At 70.1% G+C, this 18,615-nt stretch carries 17 protein-coding genes; 10 read left to right on the forward strand and 7 right to left on the reverse strand.

What is annotated here, in order from left to right:
- Position 1 precedes the first annotated feature (1 nt).
- The 4 genes from ABZU76_RS40915 to ABZU76_RS40930 all read right to left on the reverse strand — a co-directional run bounded on the left by ABZU76_RS40915 (position 2) and on the right by ABZU76_RS40930 (position 3,814).
- Positions 2-1,285: a DUF222 domain-containing protein gene (locus tag ABZU76_RS40915; RefSeq protein WP_354880434.1), complete on the reverse strand. Its 1,284-nt coding sequence runs from the start codon at positions 1,283-1,285 to the stop codon at positions 2-4.
- A 164-nt stretch (positions 1,286-1,449) separates the two neighbouring features.
- Positions 1,450-1,902 (reverse strand): GNAT family N-acetyltransferase, encoded by a 453-nt coding sequence (locus ABZU76_RS40920; protein WP_354880437.1) that lies wholly within the window; start codon positions 1,900-1,902, stop codon positions 1,450-1,452.
- Positions 1,903-1,959: 57 nt separating this feature from the next.
- Complete coding sequence (locus ABZU76_RS40925) at positions 1,960-3,003, reverse strand: MBL fold metallo-hydrolase (protein WP_354880440.1); 1,044 nt, start codon at positions 3,001-3,003, stop codon at positions 1,960-1,962.
- Between the two features lie 106 nt (positions 3,004-3,109).
- Positions 3,110-3,814 carry a scramblase gene (locus tag ABZU76_RS40930; protein ID WP_354880443.1) on the reverse strand — a complete coding sequence of 235 codons (705 nt, stop codon included), beginning with the start codon at positions 3,812-3,814 and terminating at the stop codon, positions 3,110-3,112.
- 132 nt (positions 3,815-3,946) lie between these two features.
- Between ABZU76_RS40930 and ABZU76_RS40935 the strand changes: the two genes are divergently transcribed.
- From ABZU76_RS40935 to ABZU76_RS40950, 4 genes are read left to right on the forward strand one after another with little or no spacing between them, the layout of a single operon-like run.
- Positions 3,947-4,984 (forward strand): methionine synthase, encoded by a 1,038-nt coding sequence (locus ABZU76_RS40935; RefSeq protein ID WP_354880446.1) that lies wholly within the window; start codon positions 3,947-3,949, stop codon positions 4,982-4,984.
- Between the two features lie 46 nt (positions 4,985-5,030).
- Entirely contained in the window at positions 5,031-5,747 is a 717-nt protein-coding gene (locus ABZU76_RS40940) for a hypothetical protein (RefSeq protein WP_354880449.1), read from the forward strand.
- Between the two features lie 11 nt (positions 5,748-5,758).
- Entirely contained in the window at positions 5,759-7,933 is a 2,175-nt protein-coding gene (ligA, locus tag ABZU76_RS40945) for an NAD-dependent DNA ligase LigA (protein WP_354880452.1), read from the forward strand.
- A complete protein-coding gene (locus tag ABZU76_RS40950; RefSeq protein ID WP_354880455.1) occupies positions 7,926-8,417 on the forward strand; it encodes a GNAT family N-acetyltransferase in 492 nt (163 codons plus the stop codon). Before ligA ends, ABZU76_RS40950 begins: the two co-directional genes overlap by 8 nt.
- Positions 8,418-8,817: 400 nt before the next feature.
- Here the strand turns inward: ABZU76_RS40950 and ABZU76_RS40955 are convergent, their stop codons facing one another.
- A complete protein-coding gene (locus ABZU76_RS40955; protein WP_220237598.1) occupies positions 8,818-9,471 on the reverse strand; it encodes an amino acid-binding protein in 654 nt (217 codons plus the stop codon).
- Positions 9,472-9,692: 221 nt separating this feature from the next.
- On the opposite strand from ABZU76_RS40955, the gene gatC reads away from it, so the two are divergent.
- The 4 genes from gatC to ABZU76_RS40975 are packed head-to-tail and all read left to right on the forward strand — an operon-like array spanning position 9,693 to position 13,527.
- Positions 9,693-9,992, forward strand: coding sequence for an Asp-tRNA(Asn)/Glu-tRNA(Gln) amidotransferase subunit GatC (gatC, locus tag ABZU76_RS40960; protein WP_220237599.1), 300 nt, complete (start codon positions 9,693-9,695; stop codon positions 9,990-9,992).
- A complete protein-coding gene (gene gatA, locus ABZU76_RS40965; RefSeq protein WP_354880460.1) occupies positions 9,989-11,506 on the forward strand; it encodes an Asp-tRNA(Asn)/Glu-tRNA(Gln) amidotransferase subunit GatA in 1,518 nt (505 codons plus the stop codon). Before gatC ends, gatA begins: the two co-directional genes overlap by 4 nt.
- Positions 11,503-13,008, forward strand: coding sequence for an Asp-tRNA(Asn)/Glu-tRNA(Gln) amidotransferase subunit GatB (gene gatB / locus ABZU76_RS40970; RefSeq protein WP_220237601.1), 1,506 nt, complete (start codon positions 11,503-11,505; stop codon positions 13,006-13,008). The genes gatA and gatB overlap by 4 nt, the downstream gene beginning before the upstream one ends.
- Positions 13,009-13,527, forward strand: a complete 519-nt coding sequence (locus tag ABZU76_RS40975; protein WP_354880463.1) for a hypothetical protein — start codon at positions 13,009-13,011, stop codon at positions 13,525-13,527.
- Between the two features lie 481 nt (positions 13,528-14,008).
- Here the strand turns inward: ABZU76_RS40975 and ABZU76_RS40980 are convergent, their stop codons facing one another.
- Positions 14,009-15,223, reverse strand: coding sequence for a PQQ-dependent sugar dehydrogenase (locus ABZU76_RS40980; protein WP_354880466.1), 1,215 nt, complete (start codon positions 15,221-15,223; stop codon positions 14,009-14,011).
- A gap of 58 nt (positions 15,224-15,281) precedes the next feature.
- Here ABZU76_RS40980 and ABZU76_RS40985 point away from each other — a divergent pair, with 58 nt between their 5' ends.
- Both ABZU76_RS40985 and ABZU76_RS40990 read left to right on the forward strand, forming a co-directional pair.
- Entirely contained in the window at positions 15,282-16,190 is a 909-nt protein-coding gene (locus ABZU76_RS40985) for a 2-hydroxyacid dehydrogenase (RefSeq protein ID WP_354880469.1), read from the forward strand.
- Positions 16,191-16,256: 66 nt separating this feature from the next.
- The gene (locus ABZU76_RS40990) at positions 16,257-16,832 is read left to right on the forward strand and encodes a DoxX family protein (RefSeq protein ID WP_354880472.1); all 576 of its coding nucleotides are present in this window, start codon (positions 16,257-16,259) and stop codon (positions 16,830-16,832) included.
- 178 nt (positions 16,833-17,010) lie between these two features.
- Here ABZU76_RS40990 and ilvD read toward each other — a convergent pair.
- Positions 17,011-18,615: dihydroxy-acid dehydratase (gene ilvD / locus ABZU76_RS40995; RefSeq protein WP_354880475.1), on the reverse strand; the 1,605-nt coding region annotated here is incomplete at its 5' end.

An 18,615-nucleotide genomic window follows, 5' to 3' on the forward strand; every position in this document is an offset into this window, starting at 1 on the left:
CTCAGGCTCCCTTTCGCGTCTCCACAGGGTGCTCGACTTGCCGGTCGGGTTCATGCAGCGGCGGCGGGATGCTCTCGACCTTTTGGCCGGTCGGCGTCGTGATGACGAGCTTTCCGTCGTCGAGGACCTGATACTTCCAATCGGCGCGATTCTTGAGGCGCCTGTGGCGGATGCAGTAGCTCAGCGTTCCGTCAGGGTCGGTTGCCGACCCGGCCTTCGTCGGCGTCGGTTCGGTCAGGCAGTTGTGCGCAGGCCGCGGGCAACCGGGCTGACGGCACTCACGGTCCCGGACCCGCACGAACTCCTCGACGTCGATGCTCGGCCGGTAACGGAACTTGCCGACTTCGATCACCTGCCCGGTGAGCGGGTCGGTGATGATCCGCCGCAGGGTCGTGTCGGGACCGGTCGCGATGTGCCGGGCGACCTCGGCCGGAACGTGCCCGTGTCCGGCCAGCTCAGCTGGGTCGTCGTTAAGCCCCAGGTAGGTCTGGAGGTCGACGTACAGGTAGACCTCGGCCTGCTCGGCGATACCACCCTTGTCCGTCAGCAGGAGGTCGAGCGCGACGTCCGCGCGCAGCTGGTCGAGCGTCCGCTTCTCGTCGCTTGTCTTGAGAGCCCGGGCGATTTTGTCGATACGGAGATAAGCGGCAGTGGCCTTCTCCGTGGGCGCGTTGTCGATGGAGAGCTGCGAGATGCCCTCGGACTGGTGGTGCAGCACGGTCCGACGCTCAGCGCGCCGTTGCGTGACGCGGTTCGCCGCTCCTTCGGGGTCGGTCTTCATCGCGGCGTACGCGGTGGCTTTGCGGATCTGCGTCGGGTTCTTGTCGGACAGGCGGTCTTCGAGCAGGGTGTCGACGATTCGGGCGTGGTGATCGGACAGCCACACAGTGCCCTCGGTGACCTTCATGGCGCGATACAGGTCGACAAACCCGCTGTCCATCAGGCGAAAGGTCCGAGGGAGTCGGTTCGCCAGGGCCTCGGCCGCGGAAATCATGGCGCCGGCCCGGTTGTCTGTGAGGTGCAAGGTCAACGCCACTTCAGAGGCCAGTTCTCGGGCGTCCGATCTTCGTCTGCGCAACCCGGCGAGGCAGTGGAGTTGAAGCGCTTGAAGTCGGGCGATCTGGTGACCCGCGTCCTTGGCCACCTGCATGAGCTGCCCTGTCTGCAAGCGTTCGAAAATCTCGAGATTCGCTTGCATGGCACGGAGAAGGAAGTCGAGATCGGCGGTTTCGGGGGTGTTGTTGGAATCGTCGGCGGCTGCGTTCGCCGACTTCGATTTGGTCATGGCGGCGACGATACGCATCAGTTGGTGCGTGGTCATCAAAACGGCACGAACGGGCCGTTCGCGCACTTTTCTTGGCGCCAACGGGGATTCGTGGCAACGTGTGGAGTCGTCGGGAGCTGCGGCGGCCAGGGCGACCTGTGCTGAATGGACAGTCGGAGGAAAGGTCAGAGGTGCAGCTTGAAACCAGTGTGGCTGGCCACGAAACCGAGTCGTTCGTAGAACCGATGTACTGCGGTCCGGGAGGCGTCGGAGGTGAGTTGCACCAGGGCGCATCCGCGCCGGCGGGACTCGTCGATCGCCCATTGGATGAGGTCTCCGCCGAGCCCGGCGCCTCGATGGTCGCCCTGGACCCGCACCGCTTCTATCTGCCCGCGCAAGGCGCCCTGACGCGCGAGGCCGGGAATGATCGTCAGTTGCAGGGTCGCCACGGGTTCGTCGTTCGACGTTGCCACGACCAGAAGCTGTTGCGGGTCGGCGTCGATGGCTTCGAACGCGCGAAGGTAGGGCTCGAGGTCGTCGGCTGAGTCTCTCGTCGCGCCGAGTTGGTCGTCGACGAGCATGCGCACGATGGCTTCGACGTCGTCGCGGCGCGCTTTCCTCACGGTGATACCGGGCATGGTGATCAGTATTCCAGCGTGGCCGTTGTGGTTGGAGGCGTCGCCGCTGGTGGCCGATCAGTTCGTCAGGTAGTGGCGAACTCCGTCGATCTGCTGGACCGTCAGCTTGTTCTGCGACACCAGGAGGTCGAGGTGGGCGCCCGTTTCGAGGACGGCGAGCATCTGGTTGAACGCGTCCATTTCGGACAGTTTGCGGCCACGGCGGGTCCAGCCCAGCCGGCTGGCGGTCTCGAACGCGGTGCTGGCTCCGGCGTCGACCTGGGCGGCCATCTTCTCGAGGCGCTGGCGGTGGTGTTCGAGCAGTTCGTCGATGCGTTTGTGCACGCTGTCCGCCACCGGGCCGTGCGCCGGCAGCATGCGCTGGTCGGGCAGGGCGCGGACCAGGCGCAGTGAGTCGAGGTAGTCGTTGAGCGGCAACTCGGCCGGCACCGGCTGGAAGCCGATCGACGGCGTGATGTGGGGGAGCACGTGGTCGCCCGAGAACAACAGGCCTGCGGCGTCGTCGAGGAAGACGACGTGGCCGGTGGTGTGGCCAGGAGTGTGGACCACTTCGAGCTCGCGGTTCGGCAGGACCTGGCGGCGGCCAGGAGTGAGCCACTCGTCCGGGTCCTCCCACAGGTCGAGGTCGGTGCGGCGGGGGACGTCGGCGAATATTCGCCCCAGAGCGGCGATGACTTCGTCGGCGCCGGAGTGGCGGAGGAGCTCGATCTGGGCGTGCATCGGGAGCTGGTCCGGGTCGGCGGTGACCTTCAGCGAAGGTTCCTCCAACTGGCCCAAGGAGATCTTGTTTCCGAATTCGCGCCGAAGGGCGACGGCCTGGGTGTAGTGGTCGCGGTGCACGTGAGTGACGAGGAACTCACGCACGTCACCGAGTTCGGCGCCGATGCCCTTGAGCGCCTCGGCCAGGAGTTGGCGTGCTTCGGTGAGGGCCCAGCCGGAGTCGACGAGGGCGAGGGTGGTGCCGTCGGTGACGGCGTAGACGTTCACTGCGCGGAGGGCGTCGTTCGGCAACGGCAACGGGATCCGGTAGACGCCGGCGGCCACTTCGTAGACCCCGGGTTCTGTCCAGTTCCGGTTGCTGTCTTCGGGCAACGGCTCCACGGCGACCTCCGTCCAGGCAGGACTCCGGCGTCCCGGCCTTTCGCCTCACATTGGGCTGTCACCGGCGCGGTGTCCACCTGGGCGGCCTGAGACAACGGTCACGTGTTCAGGAGGTCTGGCGGGTGAGGGCGGTGTCGATCGTGAGTGTTGTGGCGACGACCATGCTGGCCAGGGGTTCGGGCAGCTGGTGCGGGATTTCGACGAGGTAGGTGTCGCCGGCGATCGGCGAGGGTCCGGACGGCGGGCGGCTGACGCGGGCGACCTCGGTGTCGGCGTGGTTCTTGATGGTTACGTCCCACGCCTGCCGGCCGGAGGCGGCGACGCGGCCCACCGTGCGGCCTTCGACGACGAAAGTGAAGCGGGTCTCGCCCGGGGTGCGGGTGGGGACGATTTCGCCGATCGGGGTTTCGTCAGCGCGGGTGACGACGAAGCGCGTGCGCAGGTCCTTGGCCGGTCTGGCTACTTTCAGCACGGTGCTGTGGTTGGCGTCGCGGACTTCGAACTTGTGGGTGACGTACTGGTCGTACTTCGGCAACAGGCGTGCGGCCTTGTGCAGGAAGCCTTGGCTGACGTCGGCCACGCCGCCGACGCGGGTGCCGTCGCGGTCGAAGACGCTGTATTCCTCGGTGGTCTCGACGACCTCGGCGCGTCGGCTGACGATGAGGACAGCTTCGGTGAAGAGGGTCCCGCCGAAGAAGCGGCCCGGGTAGCGGCGTTCAGGGATGCGCGGCTCGTCGTCCCACCGGCGCAGCCGGGTGGGACTCACCTCGTCGGGGTGCCGGCCCGGCGGTGGTGGCGAGGAGCTCGTCATGGCCATCCAGAGTATCGCTGTCTCCGCGAATTCGGTGCTGGCAAAGGGATATGCGGCGAATGTCCGGCTCACCCGGGTGACCCCGGCGAGGGCGGTGGGAGGCATGCGGGTGGGTTCGGCGAGAATTCGCCCGTGACTGAACGAGCTTGGCCCGACGGCGCGGCCACCGCGATCGGCTCGATGCCCGGGGCGGATCCGGCCGAGGCGGCTGCCGTCGTGTTCGGCGAGCTGCCCGACTTCCCGCACTTGCCGGAGTTGCCGGGGCGTGGGGTGGGGGCCGACATCCTCGGCCGCACCGCGGCGCTGCTCGTGGACCTGGCCGTCGAGGTGGTGCCGAGCGGGTACCGCGTCGCGGGGAGGCCCGGGCACGATCACCGGCGGGGGCGCGACCTCCTGCAGTGGGACCTCGACGCCGTGCAGGAAGCGCGTGAAAAGGCCGGCGTCGTGCCGCCGGTGTTCAAGACGCAGGTGGCCGGGCCGTGGACGCTCGGTGCCGGCATCGAGCTGCAGCGCGGGCATCGGGTACTCACCGATCGTGGCGCGTTGCGGGACTTCACGTCCTCGCTGCTGGACGGCCTCGCCCAGCACGTCGCCGAGCTGAAGGCGCGCATCGGGGCGCCGATCGTCGTGCAGATCGACGAGCCGTCGTTGCCTGCGGTGCTTGCGGGGAGCCTGTCGACGCCGTCGGGCTACGGCAACGTGGCGGCCGTCCCCGAGCCGGAAGCGCGGGAGCTCCTGTCGACCATGATCGAGGGCGTGCGGGCGATCACGGACCAGCCCGTCGTCGTGCACTGCTGCGCGCCGAAGCCGCCGCTCGCGCTGCTCAGGGCGGCCGGCGCGGACGCCATCGCGTTCGACGTCACGCTGCTCGGCAAGGCGTCGGCCGAGACGCTGGACGCGATCGGCGAAACGTGGGACAGCGGCACGTCGCTGTTCCTCGGCCTCGTCCCGGCGACGGACCCCGGGTCGCGCCCGACGCTGAAGGACGTCGCCGGCCCCGCGTTCAGGCTCGTGGACCGCCTCGGCTTCAACCGGTCGATCCTGGCCGAACGCGCCGTCCCGACGCCGACCTGCGGCATGGCCGGCGCCACGAACGAGTGGATGCGCCGCGCGCTCGCCCTCACCCGCGACCTCGGCAAGGCCTTCGTGGAGCCGCCCGAGACGTGGTGAGCGCGCGGTAGCGTGTCGGGCAACGATCGACAACGGGGGATGTTCCATGGGCCTGTTCCGCCGCCGCGCTGCCCGCGCCGGTACCGACGCCAAAGCCGCGCCGCCCGACCCGCGCACGCCGTGGCCGGCCCAGCTCGTGCCGTCCGACGTCGAGGCGGCCGCGGCGAGGTTCTGGGAAGGCTGGTTCGAGCTCCTCCCCGTGGTCAACGCGGCCTTGGGTGACCGCGAACCGCACCGCGTCGAGCACGATCTCTGCGTGCTGGTCGAGACCCTGCACCCGCAGCTGCATTTCTCGCTCGAACGCGGCCGCCAGGCGATCTACGCCCTCGTGGTCACCGGCCAGGAGGACCCGGAACTGCGGCCGTTCACGGACGCCTGGAAGGCCGCCGCCCCGCCGGACGACGCCATCTGGGAGCACCACGACTCCGTGCCGCCGGTCCCGGACCCGACCGAGGTCACGGTGAACCTCGGCGACCACCGCATCTCGCTGGCCGATGTGCGTGTCGTCGCGCAGGTGGACGAGGACGTGGTCGACGTGGCCGTCTACCACCCCGCGCTGGCCGACCTCGAGCCGGCGGCGCGCACCACCATGACCTTCCTCCCTCTGGACGCCACACTCGGTGAGCGTGTCGCCGCCGAACGGCTACGCCGCGTCGAGACAGCCGAGACCGAACCGGAGGGCACGATCAGCCTCCTGGAGCTCCGTGACCTGGTCCGGGGTCTGAACGGGCAAGAAGGCGAAACTGTCGGCACCTCCGGCTAGGGTTACCACCCGTGAGCAGCGACCTTCCCCACGACCAGTTGGCCGCCCCCGCCGAACCGGCAGTGGTGGCCCAGGACGTCACCGACGTCCCGGCCGACGTGCGCGAACGCCACGGCGCCCTCGCCGAGGACGTCCGCGGGCACCAGTTCCGCTACTACGTGCTGGACTCGCCCATCGTCTCCGACGGGCAGTTCGACGCGCTCCTCGGCGAGTTGCAGGCGATCGAGGACGAGTACCCGGCGCTGGTCACGCCGGATTCGCCGACGCAGAACGTCGGCGGCACGTTCTCCACCGGGTTCACCGCGTACGACCACCTCGAACGCATGCTGAGCCTGGACAACGTCTTCGACACCGACGAGTTCCTCACCTGGGTGGAGCGCGTCGAGAAGGAGATCGGCTCCACGGAGTACCTCGCCGAGCTGAAGATCGACGGCCTGGCCATCAACCTCCTCTACGAGGACGGCAAGCTCACGCGCGGCCTGACCCGCGGCGACGGCCGCACGGGCGAGGACGTCACGCTCAACATCCGCACGCTGGAGCAGGTCCCCGACGAGCTGACCGGCACCGACGAGTTCCCCGTGCCGAAGCTCATCGAGGTGCGCGGCGAGGTCTTCTTCCGCGTCGAGGACTTCGTGGAGCTCAACGCGAAGATGGTCGAAGCGGGCAAGCCGCCGTACGCGAACCCGCGCAACACGGCTGCGGGGTCGTTGCGGCAGAAGGACCCGCGCATCACCAAGGAACGCCGGCTGCGGCTGATCTGCCACGGCCTGGGCAAGCGCGAGGGCTTCGAACCGGTCACGCAGTCGCACGCGTACGACGCGCTCGTGGCGTGGGGGCTGCCGGTTTCGCCGCACACGCGTGTGCTGCACACGGCGAAGGAGCTCACCGACCACATCGCGTACTGGGGCGAGCACCGGCACGACGCCGAGCACGAGATCGACGGCGTCGTGATCAAGGTCGACCAGGTCGCGCTGCAACGCCGGCTGGGCACCACTTCGCGCGCGCCGCGCTGGGCGATCGCCTACAAGTACGCGCCGGAAGAGGCGATCACGACGTTGCTCGACATCCAGGTGGGCGTCGGGCGCACGGGCCGCGTCACGCCGTTCGCCGTCACGGAGCCGGTGAAGGTCGCGGGTTCGACGGTGGCGCGCGCGACGCTGCACAACGCGGAAGAGGTCAAGCGCAAGGGCGTGCTGATCGGCGACCGCATCGTGATCCGCAAGGCGGGCGACGTCATCCCCGAGGTGATGGGACCGGTCGTCGACGCGCGCACGGGCGACGAGCGCGAATTCGTCATGCCCACGCACTGCCCGGAATGCGGCACGGAACTCGCCTACCAGAAGGAAGGCGACAAGGATATCCGCTGCCCGAATACCCGTTTCTGCCCCGCGCAGCTGCGGGAGCGGCTGTTCCACCTGGCCGGGCGCGGCGCGTTCGACATCGAGGTGCTCGGGTACGAGGCGGCTGTCGCGCTGCTCGACGCGCGCGTGGTCGCCGACGAGGGCGACGTGTTCGACCTCAGCGAGGACGCGCTGTCCGAGGTGGAACTGTTCCGCACCAAGGCGGGCGACCTCTCGGCCAACGCGCGGAAACTCCTGACGAACCTCGACGTGGCGAAGGACCGTCCCTTGTGGAAGGTGATCGTCGCGCTGTCGATCCGCCACGTCGGGCCGACGGCGGCGCAGGCGCTGGCGCGCGAGTTCGGCTCGATCGAGCGCGTCGAGGAGGCGAGTGAGGAAGAGCTCGCCGACGTCGACGGCGTCGGGCCGACCATCGCGCACGCCGTGCAGGAGTGGTTCGAAGTCGACTGGCACCGGGAGATCGTCGAAAAATGGCGACACGCCGGCGTACGGATGGAAGAGGAACGCGACGACTCGATCCCGCGTCACCTCGAGGGGCTGTCGATCGTGGTCACGGGCTCGCTCGACGGGTTCTCCCGCGACGAGGCCAAGGACGCCATCATGGCCCGCGGCGGCAAGGCGGCGGGGTCGGTGTCGAAGAAGACGGCGTTCGTCGTGGCGGGCGAGGCGCCGGGGTCGAAGTACGAGAAGGCCGTGCAGTTGAAGGTGCCGGTGCTCGACGAGGGCGGCTTCCGCGTGCTGCTGGAGCGGGGTCCGGACGCGGCCGCCGAGGTGGCGCTGGATACCGGCACCGCCGAGCCGGACGAAGAGCCCTCCGATGGGTGACGTCGAGATCAGGGTGCCGCGGGCCGAGGAGCTCGCATCGGTGGGGGAGCTGACGGTCGAGGCGTACCGCCTGGACGGCCTGCTCTCCGACGAGGTCGGGTACGAGAACGAGCTGCGCGACGTCGCGCACCGGGCGGAGCACGCCGAGCTGCTGGTGGCTGTTGATGGCGACGCGGTCCTCGGGACGGTCGCGGTGGTGCGACCGGGCACGTCGTACGCGGAGATCTCGCGTGAGGGTGAGCTGGAGTTCCGGATGCTGGCCGTCGCCGGTTCGGCGCGTGGGCGTGGGATCGGCGAGGCGCTCACGCGGGCGGTGCTGGAGCGAGCACGGGAGCTGGGGTTGGGGAAAGTCGTGTTGAGCAGTCTCGATCGGATGCGGACGGCTCATCGGCTGTACGAGCGCATCGGGTTTCGGCGATTGCCGGAGCGGGATTGGAAGCCGTTTCCGAACATCAGCTTGATCGCGTATGAGTACGATTTGTAGGCTGTTTTGGCTGGTCAGGGTCTTTTGCCGCTGAGAGGCGACGGTTCGGGCCGGGCTGGGACCGGGTGTCCGGAGGGACGCGGGCAGGGTTCGATTGCAGGCCTGATTGTGGCGGCTGATCTCGTGTAGCCGCGGGGTCTGAGGTGCTCGACAGCCAACCCGTGTCGGCGACGGTCGGGCGAGCGGCCCGAGCGCCGGGAGGCCGTCGTTCGCCGACTTGGAGTGTTGCCGCCGTGCTCGCGCGTGGATTGGTCGGCGCTTCTCGGCTGAGACGTCATTGCCTCTCAGCGATGACCCCGCCGAACGGTCAGAAAGCGCCCCGGAGGGGACCGTCGCGCGCCGAAGGAAGGCGTCGCCGTTCTGCGGCGAATCCCAGCTCAGCGCCTGAATACGGGACCCGTCAGCCGTCCAGGACGACGGCGACGATGCCGGCGAAGTGCGCCAGGCGGGCGACCTCCGCGGCACGGAAGTTGGGACCGCCGGGCCGGGCCACGAGAAGAGCCTTGCCCGGCTTGCCCAGCGGTGTCGCCGCCAGCTCCGTGCCCAGCTCCTTCCACGTCTCAGGGATCCAGTCCTCTTCGCCGTCGAGGACGGTGGCGCGCTCCAACGGCAGCCAGGGCAGGTCCGTGAACGGGTTCTCCGGCGCCGCGCTCGACGAAGCCAGCCGGCGCGTGCCCGATTCCCGGTGTTCCACGACGACAGCCCAACCGGCGCGGATGATCTTCGGCACACCTTCGGCAAGCAGGTCGAGCCCGGTCTTCGGCTGGGCCGCGATCTCCTCGACCAGCTCCAGCTCGCGGTGGGTGTCCAGAATCCCGGCGTAAGGCCGGACGGCGTCGACCTCGACGCCTTCGATGCTCTCGGCCGCGGTGATGAGGGCGTCCGGCAGGCGGCCGGACGGGAGCTCGACCACGAGGTCGTCGATGGCGACCCCGCCGCCGCGCTCCACGACATCGACGCTGAGGATGTCGGCGCCGACGGTGCCGAGCGCCGTCGCGACGGCGCCGAGGGTGCCGGGGGAGTCCGGAAGCTGGACCCGCAGCAGGAACGACACCACACGCCCCTCTCGCCTCAGGCGTTCCGTCTTGTCGCGGAACGCGGTAACCGGGCGCCGATTGTGACAGACCGGGTACTTCTTGGGGACCGCTGTCCGGCGAACGGGACACCCCGGGTCGCAGCAGGTCCGGCCATAACCCGGTCGAGCCGTCCGGCGCCGCCACCATAGACTTGCAGCTTCCGACCGCACCCGCACAGCACACCCCGGGAGTCACCCGCGTGCCCAACATTTCCCGAGACGAGGTCGCGCACCTCGCCAAGCTGGCCAGGCTGGCCGTCACCGATGACGAGCTGGACGTCTTCGCGGGCCAGCTCGACCAGATCCTGGACTCGGTGGCGAAGGTGAGTCAGGTCGCCGCGGCAGACGTCCCGCCGACCTCGCACTCCGTGCCGCTCACGAACGTCTTCCGCGAGGACGAGATCCGCCCCTGCTTGACGCAGCAGCAGGCATTGGCCGGCGCGCCGGCCGCCGAGGAGGGCCGGTTCCGGGTGCCGCGGATTCTGGGAGAAGAACAGTGAGCGAACTCGTCAAGCTGACCGCCGCCGAGCTGGCGGCGAAGATCCACGCGCGTGAGGTCTCCGCGGTCGAGGTCACCCAGGCGCACCTGGACCGGATCGCCGAGGTCGACGACCACGTCCACGCGTTCCTGCACGTCGACACCGAAGGCGCGCTCGGCGCGGCCAAGTCCGTCGACGAGAAGCTGGCCGCGGGGGAGCAACCCGCGTCGTCGCTGGCGGGCGTCCCGCTGGCGCTGAAGGACGTGCTGACCACCGAGGGCATCCCCACCACGTGCGGCTCGCGCACGCTGGAGGGGTGGATCCCGCCGTACGACGCGACGGTTACGCGCAGGCTGCGCGAAGCCGGCGTCGTCATCCTCGGCAAGACGAACATGGACGAGTTCGCCATGGGTTCGTCCACGGAGAACTCCGCCTTCGGCCCCACGCACAACCCGTGGGACCACGCCCGCATCCCGGGCGGTTCGGGCGGTGGCTCGTCGGCGTCGATCGCGGCGTTCGAGGCGGCGCTGGCCATCGGCACGGACACCGGCGGCTCGATCCGCCAGCCGGGCTCCGTCACGGGCACGGTCGGCGTGAAGCCGACGTACGGCGGGGTTTCGCGCTACGGCCTCGTCGCCTTCTCGTCGTCGCTCGACCAGGCTGGCCCGTGCGCGCGGACGGTGCTTGACGCTGCGCTGCTGCACGAGGTCATCGCCGGTTACGACCCGATGGACTCGACGTCGATCGACGCACCGGTCCCGCCGGTCGTCGCCGCGGCGCGCGAGGGGGCCAGCGGCGACCTCAAGGGCGTGCGCGTCGGCGTGGTGAAGGAGTTCGCCGGCGACGGCTACCAGGCCGGTGTGCTGCGGTCGTTCCACGCCGCCGTCGAGCAACTGCGCGCGCTGGGCGCCGAAGTGGTTGAGGTCTCGTGCCCGCACTTCGTCTACGCGCTGCCGGCGTACTACCTGATCGCGCCGAGCGAGGCGTCGTCGAACCTCGCGCGGTTCGACGCGATGCGTTACGGCCTGCGCGTGGCCGACGACGGCACGCACAGCGCCGAAGAAGTCATGTCGCTCACGCGCGAAAAGGGCTTCGGTGCCGAGGTGAAGCGCCGCATCATGCTGGGCACGTACGCGCTTTCGTCGGGCTACTACGACGCCTACTACGGCTCGGCCCAGAAGGTGCGCACGCTCATCACGCAGGACTTCACCTCCGCGTTCGAGCAGGTGGACGTGCTCGTGTCGCCGACCACGCCGACCACGGCGTTCAAGATCGGCGAACGCGTGGACGACCCGATGGCGATGTACCTCGCCGACCTCTGCACCATCCCGTCGAACCTCGCGGGCAACGCCGCCATGAGCGTCCCGAGTGGACTGTCCGACGAGGACGGCCTGCCGGTCGGCCTGCAGATCATGGCCCCGGCGCTCGCCGACGACCGGCTCTACCGCGTCGGCGCCGCCTACGAGGCCGCACGCGACACCGCCGCCGGCGGGTCGCTCGTGCACCAGGTCCCGGAGCTGGGAGGAACGAAGTGACTGCCGTGGCCGAGTTGATGGACTACGCCGAGGTCATCGAGCGCTTCGACCCGGTGCTCGGGCTCGAGGTCCACGTCGAGCTCAACACGAAGACGAAGATGTTCTGCGGCTGCGCCAACGAGTTCGGCGGCGAGCCGAACACGAAGACGTGCCCCACGTGCCTCGGCCTGCCCGGCGCGCTGCCCGTGGTGAACGGCAAGGCCGTGGAGGGCGCGATCCGCATCGGGCTGGCGCTCAACTGCGAGATCGCCGAGTGGTGCCGCTTCGCGCGGAAGAACTACTTCTACCCGGACCAGCCGAAGAACTTCCAGACCTCGCAGTACGACGAGCCGATCGCCTTCAACGGCTACCTCGACGTCACGCTCGACGACGGCGAGGTCGTGCGCGTGGAGATCGAGCGCGCGCACATGGAGGAGGACACCGGCAAGTCGCTGCACATGGGCGGCGCGACCGGCCGGATCCACGGCGCGGACTATTCGCTGCTGGACTACAACCGCGCCGGCGTGCCGCTGATCGAGATCGTCACCAAGCCGATCGAGGGCACCGGCGAGAGGGCGCCGGAGGTGGCGCGCGCGTACGTTTCCGCGCTGCGCGACCTGCTGCGGGCGCTCGACGTGTCCGACGTCCGTATGGACCAGGGGTCCCTTCGCTGCGACGCGAACGTGTCGCTGATGGACAAGGACGCCACCGAGTTCGGCACGCGCACGGAGACCAAGAACGTCAACTCGCTGCGCAGCGTCGAGCGCGCCGTGCGGTACGAGATGACCCGCCAGGCGGCGATTCTCGCGGACGGCGGCTCGATCAAGCAGGAGACGCGGCACTTCCAGGAGGCCGACGGCACCACGTCCGGCGGGCGCACCAAGGAGACCGCGGAGGACTACCGGTACTTCCCGGAGCCCGACCTGGTCCCGATCGCGCCGGCGCGCGACTGGGTCGAGGAGCTGCGCAAGACGCTGCCGGAGATGCCGGCCGAGCGGCGCAAGCGGATCCAGACCGAGTGGAACCTGTCGGATGAAGCGTTGCGCGACCTGCTGAACGTCGGCGCGGTCGACCTCGTCGCGGCCACGGTCGAGGCCGGCGCGAAGCCGGACGAAGCCCGCGGCTGGTGGGTCAACACGCTGGCGCAGGAGGCCAACACGCGCGAGGTCGAGCTCGCCGAGCTGGCGATCACGCCGGTGCAGGTGGCCGAGGTGATCGCGCTCGTGTCCTCCGGTGAGCTGACGAACAAGCTCGCCAAGGAGGTCGTGCAGGGCGTGCTCGCCGGCGAGGGTTCGCCGCGCGAGGTGGTGGACAAGCGCGGGCTGAAGGTTGTTTCCGATGACTCCGCGCTGATCGCCGCCGTAGACGAGGCCCTGGCCGCGCAGCCGGACGTCGCGGAGAAGATCCGCGGCGGCAAGGTGGCCGCGGCGGGCGCGATCGTCGGCGCGGTCATGAAGGCCACCAAGGGCCAGGCCGACGCCAAGCGCGTGCGTGAGCTCATCATCGAGCGCGTCGGTTCCTGAGTGGCGTTCTCTGTCAAACGCGTCACGTGGCGCGAGTGGCTCGGTCTGGGGGCCGGGCTGCTTGCGCTCGTGGCGGTGTTTCTTCCCTGGACGGTCCTCAGCGCCGACACGGCCACGGCCGATGTCCGTGACGCTTTCAACTCCCTGCCCCACGACGACGTCGTGCGCTCGGCCTGGCACTCGGACTTTTTCTCGTGGTTCCCGCCGCTGGTGCTGGTGCTGGTAGGCCTCGTGGTGGTGTTCTTCGGGCAGGTCAGGAAGGTCCGGGTCAGTGGCCTGCCGCACCTGTGGCTCGTCGCGGGCCTCGCCGCGCTGCTGCTCATGGTCATCGGCTGGACGACACTGGACTGGGTCTTCGACAGCGACCAGCGGGCGTTCCTCGAAACCGCCGGCGTGATGATCAACCCGGGGGTCGGCCGGTACGTCGCGCTGCTCGCCGTGCTGGCGTCGATCGCCGCGTCGATCCTGGACATCCGGGCGGCGCGGGCCGAAAGCCGCGCCCCACGGGCTCGCCGCTGAGGGGCGAAACCGCCGTTGCCTCTCAACGGCGACGGCTATCTCGCCTGTGGGCGGGCAACGCGTTCGCCTCTGAACGGCGATTGTCGGCTCGCCTGGGAACGGCAACCGGGATTGGCGACTGCCGCGCCGCCGGGGAAAGCCAGCCGGATTGGCCACTGAGTGGCGACTGCCGCTTCGCGTGGGGGCTGCAACGGGTTTCGCCACTCAACGGCGACTGCCGGCTCGTCTCGGAACGGCGACCGCGATTCGCCGCTGAGTGGCGACCGCTGCGGCGCCGAGGTGCGGCGACCAATCGCCGCCGAACGGCGAAAGGCTTCGTGCTATCGAGAGGTGGCTGGAGTCCGGGCGTTCGTCGGTGGATGGCGACGCGATCGGGCGAGCAGGCTGAGGCAACGAGCCGGGGCAAAGGCCAGCCCGGAACCAACCCGTCGCCGCTCAACGGCGACAACCACAAACCCCCAGGTCAGACCGGAGCCGGACCTCAGTCCTTCCCCGGACCGCCCTCGGTTTGGACGATCGTGATGAGGACGACGCGGTCGTCGCTGGAGACGGGTTTACCGCCGTCCTTGTTGGTGGTGCCGGCGACCGCCAGCTGGGGGCTGATCATGCTCATGGCTGCGAGGCGGCCGTAGGTCGTGGGGGGCTTGCCCTTGCCGTCGAGGCTGACGCTGGGTTTGCCGGTCACCGCGCCGTCCGGGTTGACCGGCAGGTTCTGCAGGCCGGCGGACGACGCGATGCTCAGGGTGCCGTCCAAGTCGGAGAAGTCGGCGCAGCCCCGGACGCCTGGCTTGTCCGGCCAGGTCCACGCGGGCGTCGACAGGGTCTGGCCCGCCTGGACGCGGTACAGCGCGTCGGGGCCGGCGGTCTGGTCGGTGACCCACACGCGTTTGCCGTCGGGGGAGGTGCAGAGGCCGCCGGGGGCGTGGAGGCCCGAGGCGTACACGGCGGAGCCCGCGGTCGGGTTGCCGGCGGCCGGGCTGCCCGACGTGTCGATGCGCAGCACCTTGCCCGCCAGCGACTTCGGGTCCGCCGCAGATGCGGGGTTGCCCGCGTCGCCCGTCGCGACGAGCAGGGCGCCGCGGCCGTCGCCGATGAGGGCGCCGCGGTTGCCGGTCGCGCCCTTCGGGATGCCCGTGAGCACCGGCTTCGGCGGCTGGCCCTTCGCGAAGCGCACGACGCGGTTGTCGGTCGCCGTGGTGATGTACGCGAACACCAGCTGGTCCTCGACGTAGCTCGGCGACAGCACCAGCGAGGTCAGGCCGCCGTCCCCAGTGGCGACGACGTCGAGCTGCTCGAACGGCGTCGCGTCGCGGCCGGCTGTGGCGAGAACCACGCGGCCCGATTTCCGTTCACCGGCGAGAGCCGCGGGCGTCGAGCCGTCGCCCGGGAGGCCGGCGACGGCCGCGACCGTGTCCAGGCACGTGGCGATCACGGCCTTGTCGAAGTCCTTGCACCCCTGCGGCGGCGGGATCGGCGTGGGCGACTGCTGCTGACCGCCCTGGCCCACGCCGCCTTGGCCGTCGCCGGACGGGTCGTTCGGGTCCTGCACCTGCGGCGGCGACTCGGGGCTGGGCACCGGGGCGGCGCTGAACGTCTGGCCGGCCGCGGTGTCGTCGAACCGCGCGCAGCCCGACAGCAGGAGTCCGCCAGAGGCGAGGAGGGCCAGCGGCGCCGACCACCGGTACCGGGTACGCATGATGCTCCAGCCTAGGTGCCCCCACGTGAGCGCGGAGTAAGTGGCTAACGTGGCGATCATGACGCTGACTGTGCTGGTCCCCGACGACGAGGGCGTCGAGGCGCTCTCGGAGCTCCCGATGGTGCAGGCCGTGCGCTACCAGTGGGGCGACCCCGTGCCGCCGGAAGCCGCGAAGGCCGAGGTCCTCATCCCCGGCCGTCACCCGGCGGGCGACGAGCTGTGGCGCGAGCTGCCGAACCTCAAGCTCGTGCAGCTGCTCTCCGCCGGCGCCGAGGACTGGGTCGGCAAGCTCCCCGACGGCGTCCTGCTCTCCACCTGCCGCGGCGCCCACGGCGGCAGCACGGCCGAATGGGTCGTCGCCGTCTTGCTGTCGATGTACCGGCAGCTAGACGTCTTCGCCGACGCCCACCGCGAACGCCTCTGGGAACGCCGCTCCGCCGAAACGCTCCAGGGCCAGCACGCACTCATCGTCGGCGCCGGAGACCTCGGGCGGCAGCTGCGGCGCCGGCTCGAACCGTTCGACGTCCGCTGCACGATGGTCGGCATGTCGGCGCGCGACGGGGTCCACGGCGTCGCCGAGCTGCCCGAGCTGTTGCCGCACCACGACATCGTGGTGCTGATGGTCCCCCTCACGTCGCGCACGCGGGGGATGGTCGACGCCGAGTTCCTCGCCGCGATGCCCGACGGCGCCGTCCTCGTCAACGCCGCGAGGGGACCGGTCGTGCGCACCGACGCGCTCCTCGCCGAGCTCACCGCCGGCCGCCTCCGCGCCGCGCTCGACGTGACGGACCCCGAGCCGCTGCCGGCCGACCACCCGCTGTGGCACGCGCCGGGTCTGCTGCTCACGCCGCACGTCGGCGGCGCCGTCGCCGGTGTGCGGCGACGCTCGTACGCCGTCGCCGCGGCCGAGATCGCGCGTTACGCGGGCGGCGAGCTGCCCGACAACATCGTGCACGGCGAATACTGACGCGAAGGGCCCCTGACCTCGGCGCGCTCGCTCGCGGCCGGGGTCGGGATCCCCTACCCTTCGCGCGTGACCAGTCAAGGGGACGACTACCAGAGCGGCCTGCTGTCCGGGGTCGGGGACACGACCAACGACAACGACGACGAGGTACGCCAGGGCGGCCTGGGCCTCGGCCTGCTGATCCTGCGCCTGGGGCTCGCCGCGATCGTGGGGGCGCACGGCCTGCAACACCTGTTCGGTGCGTTCGGGGGACCCGGCATCACGGGGTTCGCGCACCTGCTCGAGACATTCGGCTTCCACAAGCAGACCATGCTGCTCTCGTGGGTCACCGGCATCGTCGAGGTCGGCGGCAGCGCGCTGCTGCTCGTGGGCCTCTTCACGCCGCTCGCGGCCGCCGGGATCCTGGGCGTCGCCGCCAGCGCCGTCTTCGCGAAGTTCCACGGCGGCTTCTTCGAGGGCGACGGCCGCGGCTGGGAGTTCGAACTCCTCATCGGCGTGGTGGCCCTCGCCCTGATTTTCACCGGCGCCGGCCGGATCTCGCTGGAGCGGAACACGCCGTGGCGCAAGCGGCCGTTGCCCCTGGGTGTCGTCTCGCTGCTGTTGGCCGCGGCGGCTTCGGTGGTGGTCATCGTTTTGACACGCTGACCTGGGGTTTGCCACGGGGCGGCGAAAGTAGTTCCGCCGTCCGGTGGACGGAGTGATCCGAAGCTCTCGCCGGGCCGCTGACCAGTACGAAGACCGCCGTCGCCATTCAGCGGCAACGAACGAAAAGGGCCGTCCACCCCCTCGGGGATGGACGGCCCGTCTCATTCAACCGTCAAGCTCACTTGTTCGGGTCCCGCACCGCGCCGGTGTCCGCGGAGGTGGCCATCCGCGCGTACGCGCGCAGCGCCGCCGTGATCGGGCGCTGGCGCTCCTTCGGCTGCCACGGCCGCTCCGCCGTCTCCATCTTCGACCGGCGCTCCGCCAGGATCTCGGCGTCGACCAGCAGCTCGAGCCGGCGTTCGTGGACGTCCAGCAGGATGCGGTCACCGTTCTCGACCAGGCCGATCAGGCCGCCCGCCGCCGCCTCCGGCGAGATGTGGCCGACGGAGATGCCCGACGAGCCGCCCGAGAAGCGCCCGTCCGTGATCAGCGCGCACTTCTTGCCCAGGCCCGAGCCCTTGAGGAACGCGGTGGGGTGCAGCATCTCCTGCATGCCCGGCCCGCCCGCCGGACCCTCGTAACGGATCACCAGCACCTCGCCCGGCTGGATCTCCTTCTTCAGGATCGCCGACACGGCCTCCTCCTGGCTCTCGAGCACCCGCGCCGGGCCCTCGAAGTGCCACAGGTCCTCGTCGATGCCGGCGGCCTTGATCACGGCGCCGTTCTCGGCCAGGTTGCCGCGCAGGATCGCGAGGCCGCCGTCCTTCGTGTACGCGTGCTCGACGTCGTGGATGCAGCCGCCGGCGGCGTCGGTGTCGAGCGACGACCAGCGGTTCTCCGTCGAGAACGCCTTGGTGGTGCGCACCCCACCCGGCGCGGCGTGGAACAGCTCCAGCGCCTTCTCCGACGGCGACTCGGCGCGGATGTCCCACTCGTTCAGCCACGAGGCGAGGTCGGGGGAGTGGACCGAGTGGACGCCGGTGTTCAGCAGGCCACCGCGGTAGAGCTCGCCCAGGATGGCGGGGATGCCGCCGGCGCGGTGGACGTCTTCCATGTGGTAGTCGGAGTTCGGTGCCACTTTCGACAGGCATGGCACGCGGCGGCCGATGTCGTCGATGTCGCTGATGGTGAAGTCGACCTCGCCTTCCTGTGCGGCGGCGAGGATGTGCAGCACGGTGTTGGTCGAGCCGCCCATGGCCATGTCCAGGGCCATCGCGTTCTCGAACGCGGCGCGGGTGGCGATCGAGCGGGGCAGCGCCGACGCGTCGTCCTCGCCGTACCAGCGCTTGCACAGGTCGATGACCGTGCGCCCGGCGCCGGAGAACAGCTCGCGGCGCGCGGCGTGCGTGGCCAGTGTGGAGCCGTTGCCCGGCAGCGACAGGCCCAGCGCCTCGGTGAGGCAGTTCATGGAGTTCGCGGTGAACATGCCGGAGCACGAACCGCAGGTCGGGCACGCCGAACGCTCGACGATCGACAGCCCGTCCTCGTCGACCTCGCTGCTCGCCGACGCGGCGATCGCGGTGATCAGGTCGGTGGGTGCCTGCGCGACGCCGCCGACGACCACGGCCTTGCCGGCCTCCATCGGCCCGCCGGAGACGAACACGGTGGGGATGTTGAGGCGCATGGCGGCGTTGAGCATGCCCGGGGTGATCTTGTCGCAGTTGGAGATGCAGACGAGGGCGTCGGCCTGGTGCGCGTTGACCATGTACTCCACGGAGTCCGCGATGATCTCGCGGGAGGGCAGCGAGTAGAGCATGCCCGAGTGGCCCATCGCGATGCCGTC

This window comes from Amycolatopsis sp. NPDC005232 (genome assembly GCF_040607795.1).
Lineage (GTDB): Bacteria > Actinomycetota > Actinomycetes > Mycobacteriales > Pseudonocardiaceae > Amycolatopsis.

Bases quoted from the DNA above. Each gene is read 5' to 3' on its own strand.
- ABZU76_RS40915 (WP_354880434.1), bottom strand. From the start codon at position 1,285: ATGACCAAATCGAAGTCGGCGAACGCAGCCGCCGACGATTCCAACAAC.
- ABZU76_RS40920 (WP_354880437.1), bottom strand. From the start codon at position 1,902: ATGCCCGGTATCACCGTGAGGAAAGCGCGCCGCGACGACGTCGAAGCC.
- ABZU76_RS40930 (WP_354880443.1), bottom strand. From the start codon at position 3,814: ATGACGAGCTCCTCGCCACCACCGCCGGGCCGGCACCCCGACGAGGTG.
- ABZU76_RS40940 (WP_354880449.1), top strand. From the start codon at position 5,031: ATGGGCCTGTTCCGCCGCCGCGCTGCCCGCGCCGGTACCGACGCCAAA.
- ABZU76_RS40950 (WP_354880455.1), top strand. From the start codon at position 7,926: ATGGGTGACGTCGAGATCAGGGTGCCGCGGGCCGAGGAGCTCGCATCG.
- ABZU76_RS40980 (WP_354880466.1), bottom strand. From the start codon at position 15,223: ATGCGTACCCGGTACCGGTGGTCGGCGCCGCTGGCCCTCCTCGCCTCT.
- ABZU76_RS40985 (WP_354880469.1), top strand. From the start codon at position 15,282: ATGACGCTGACTGTGCTGGTCCCCGACGACGAGGGCGTCGAGGCGCTC.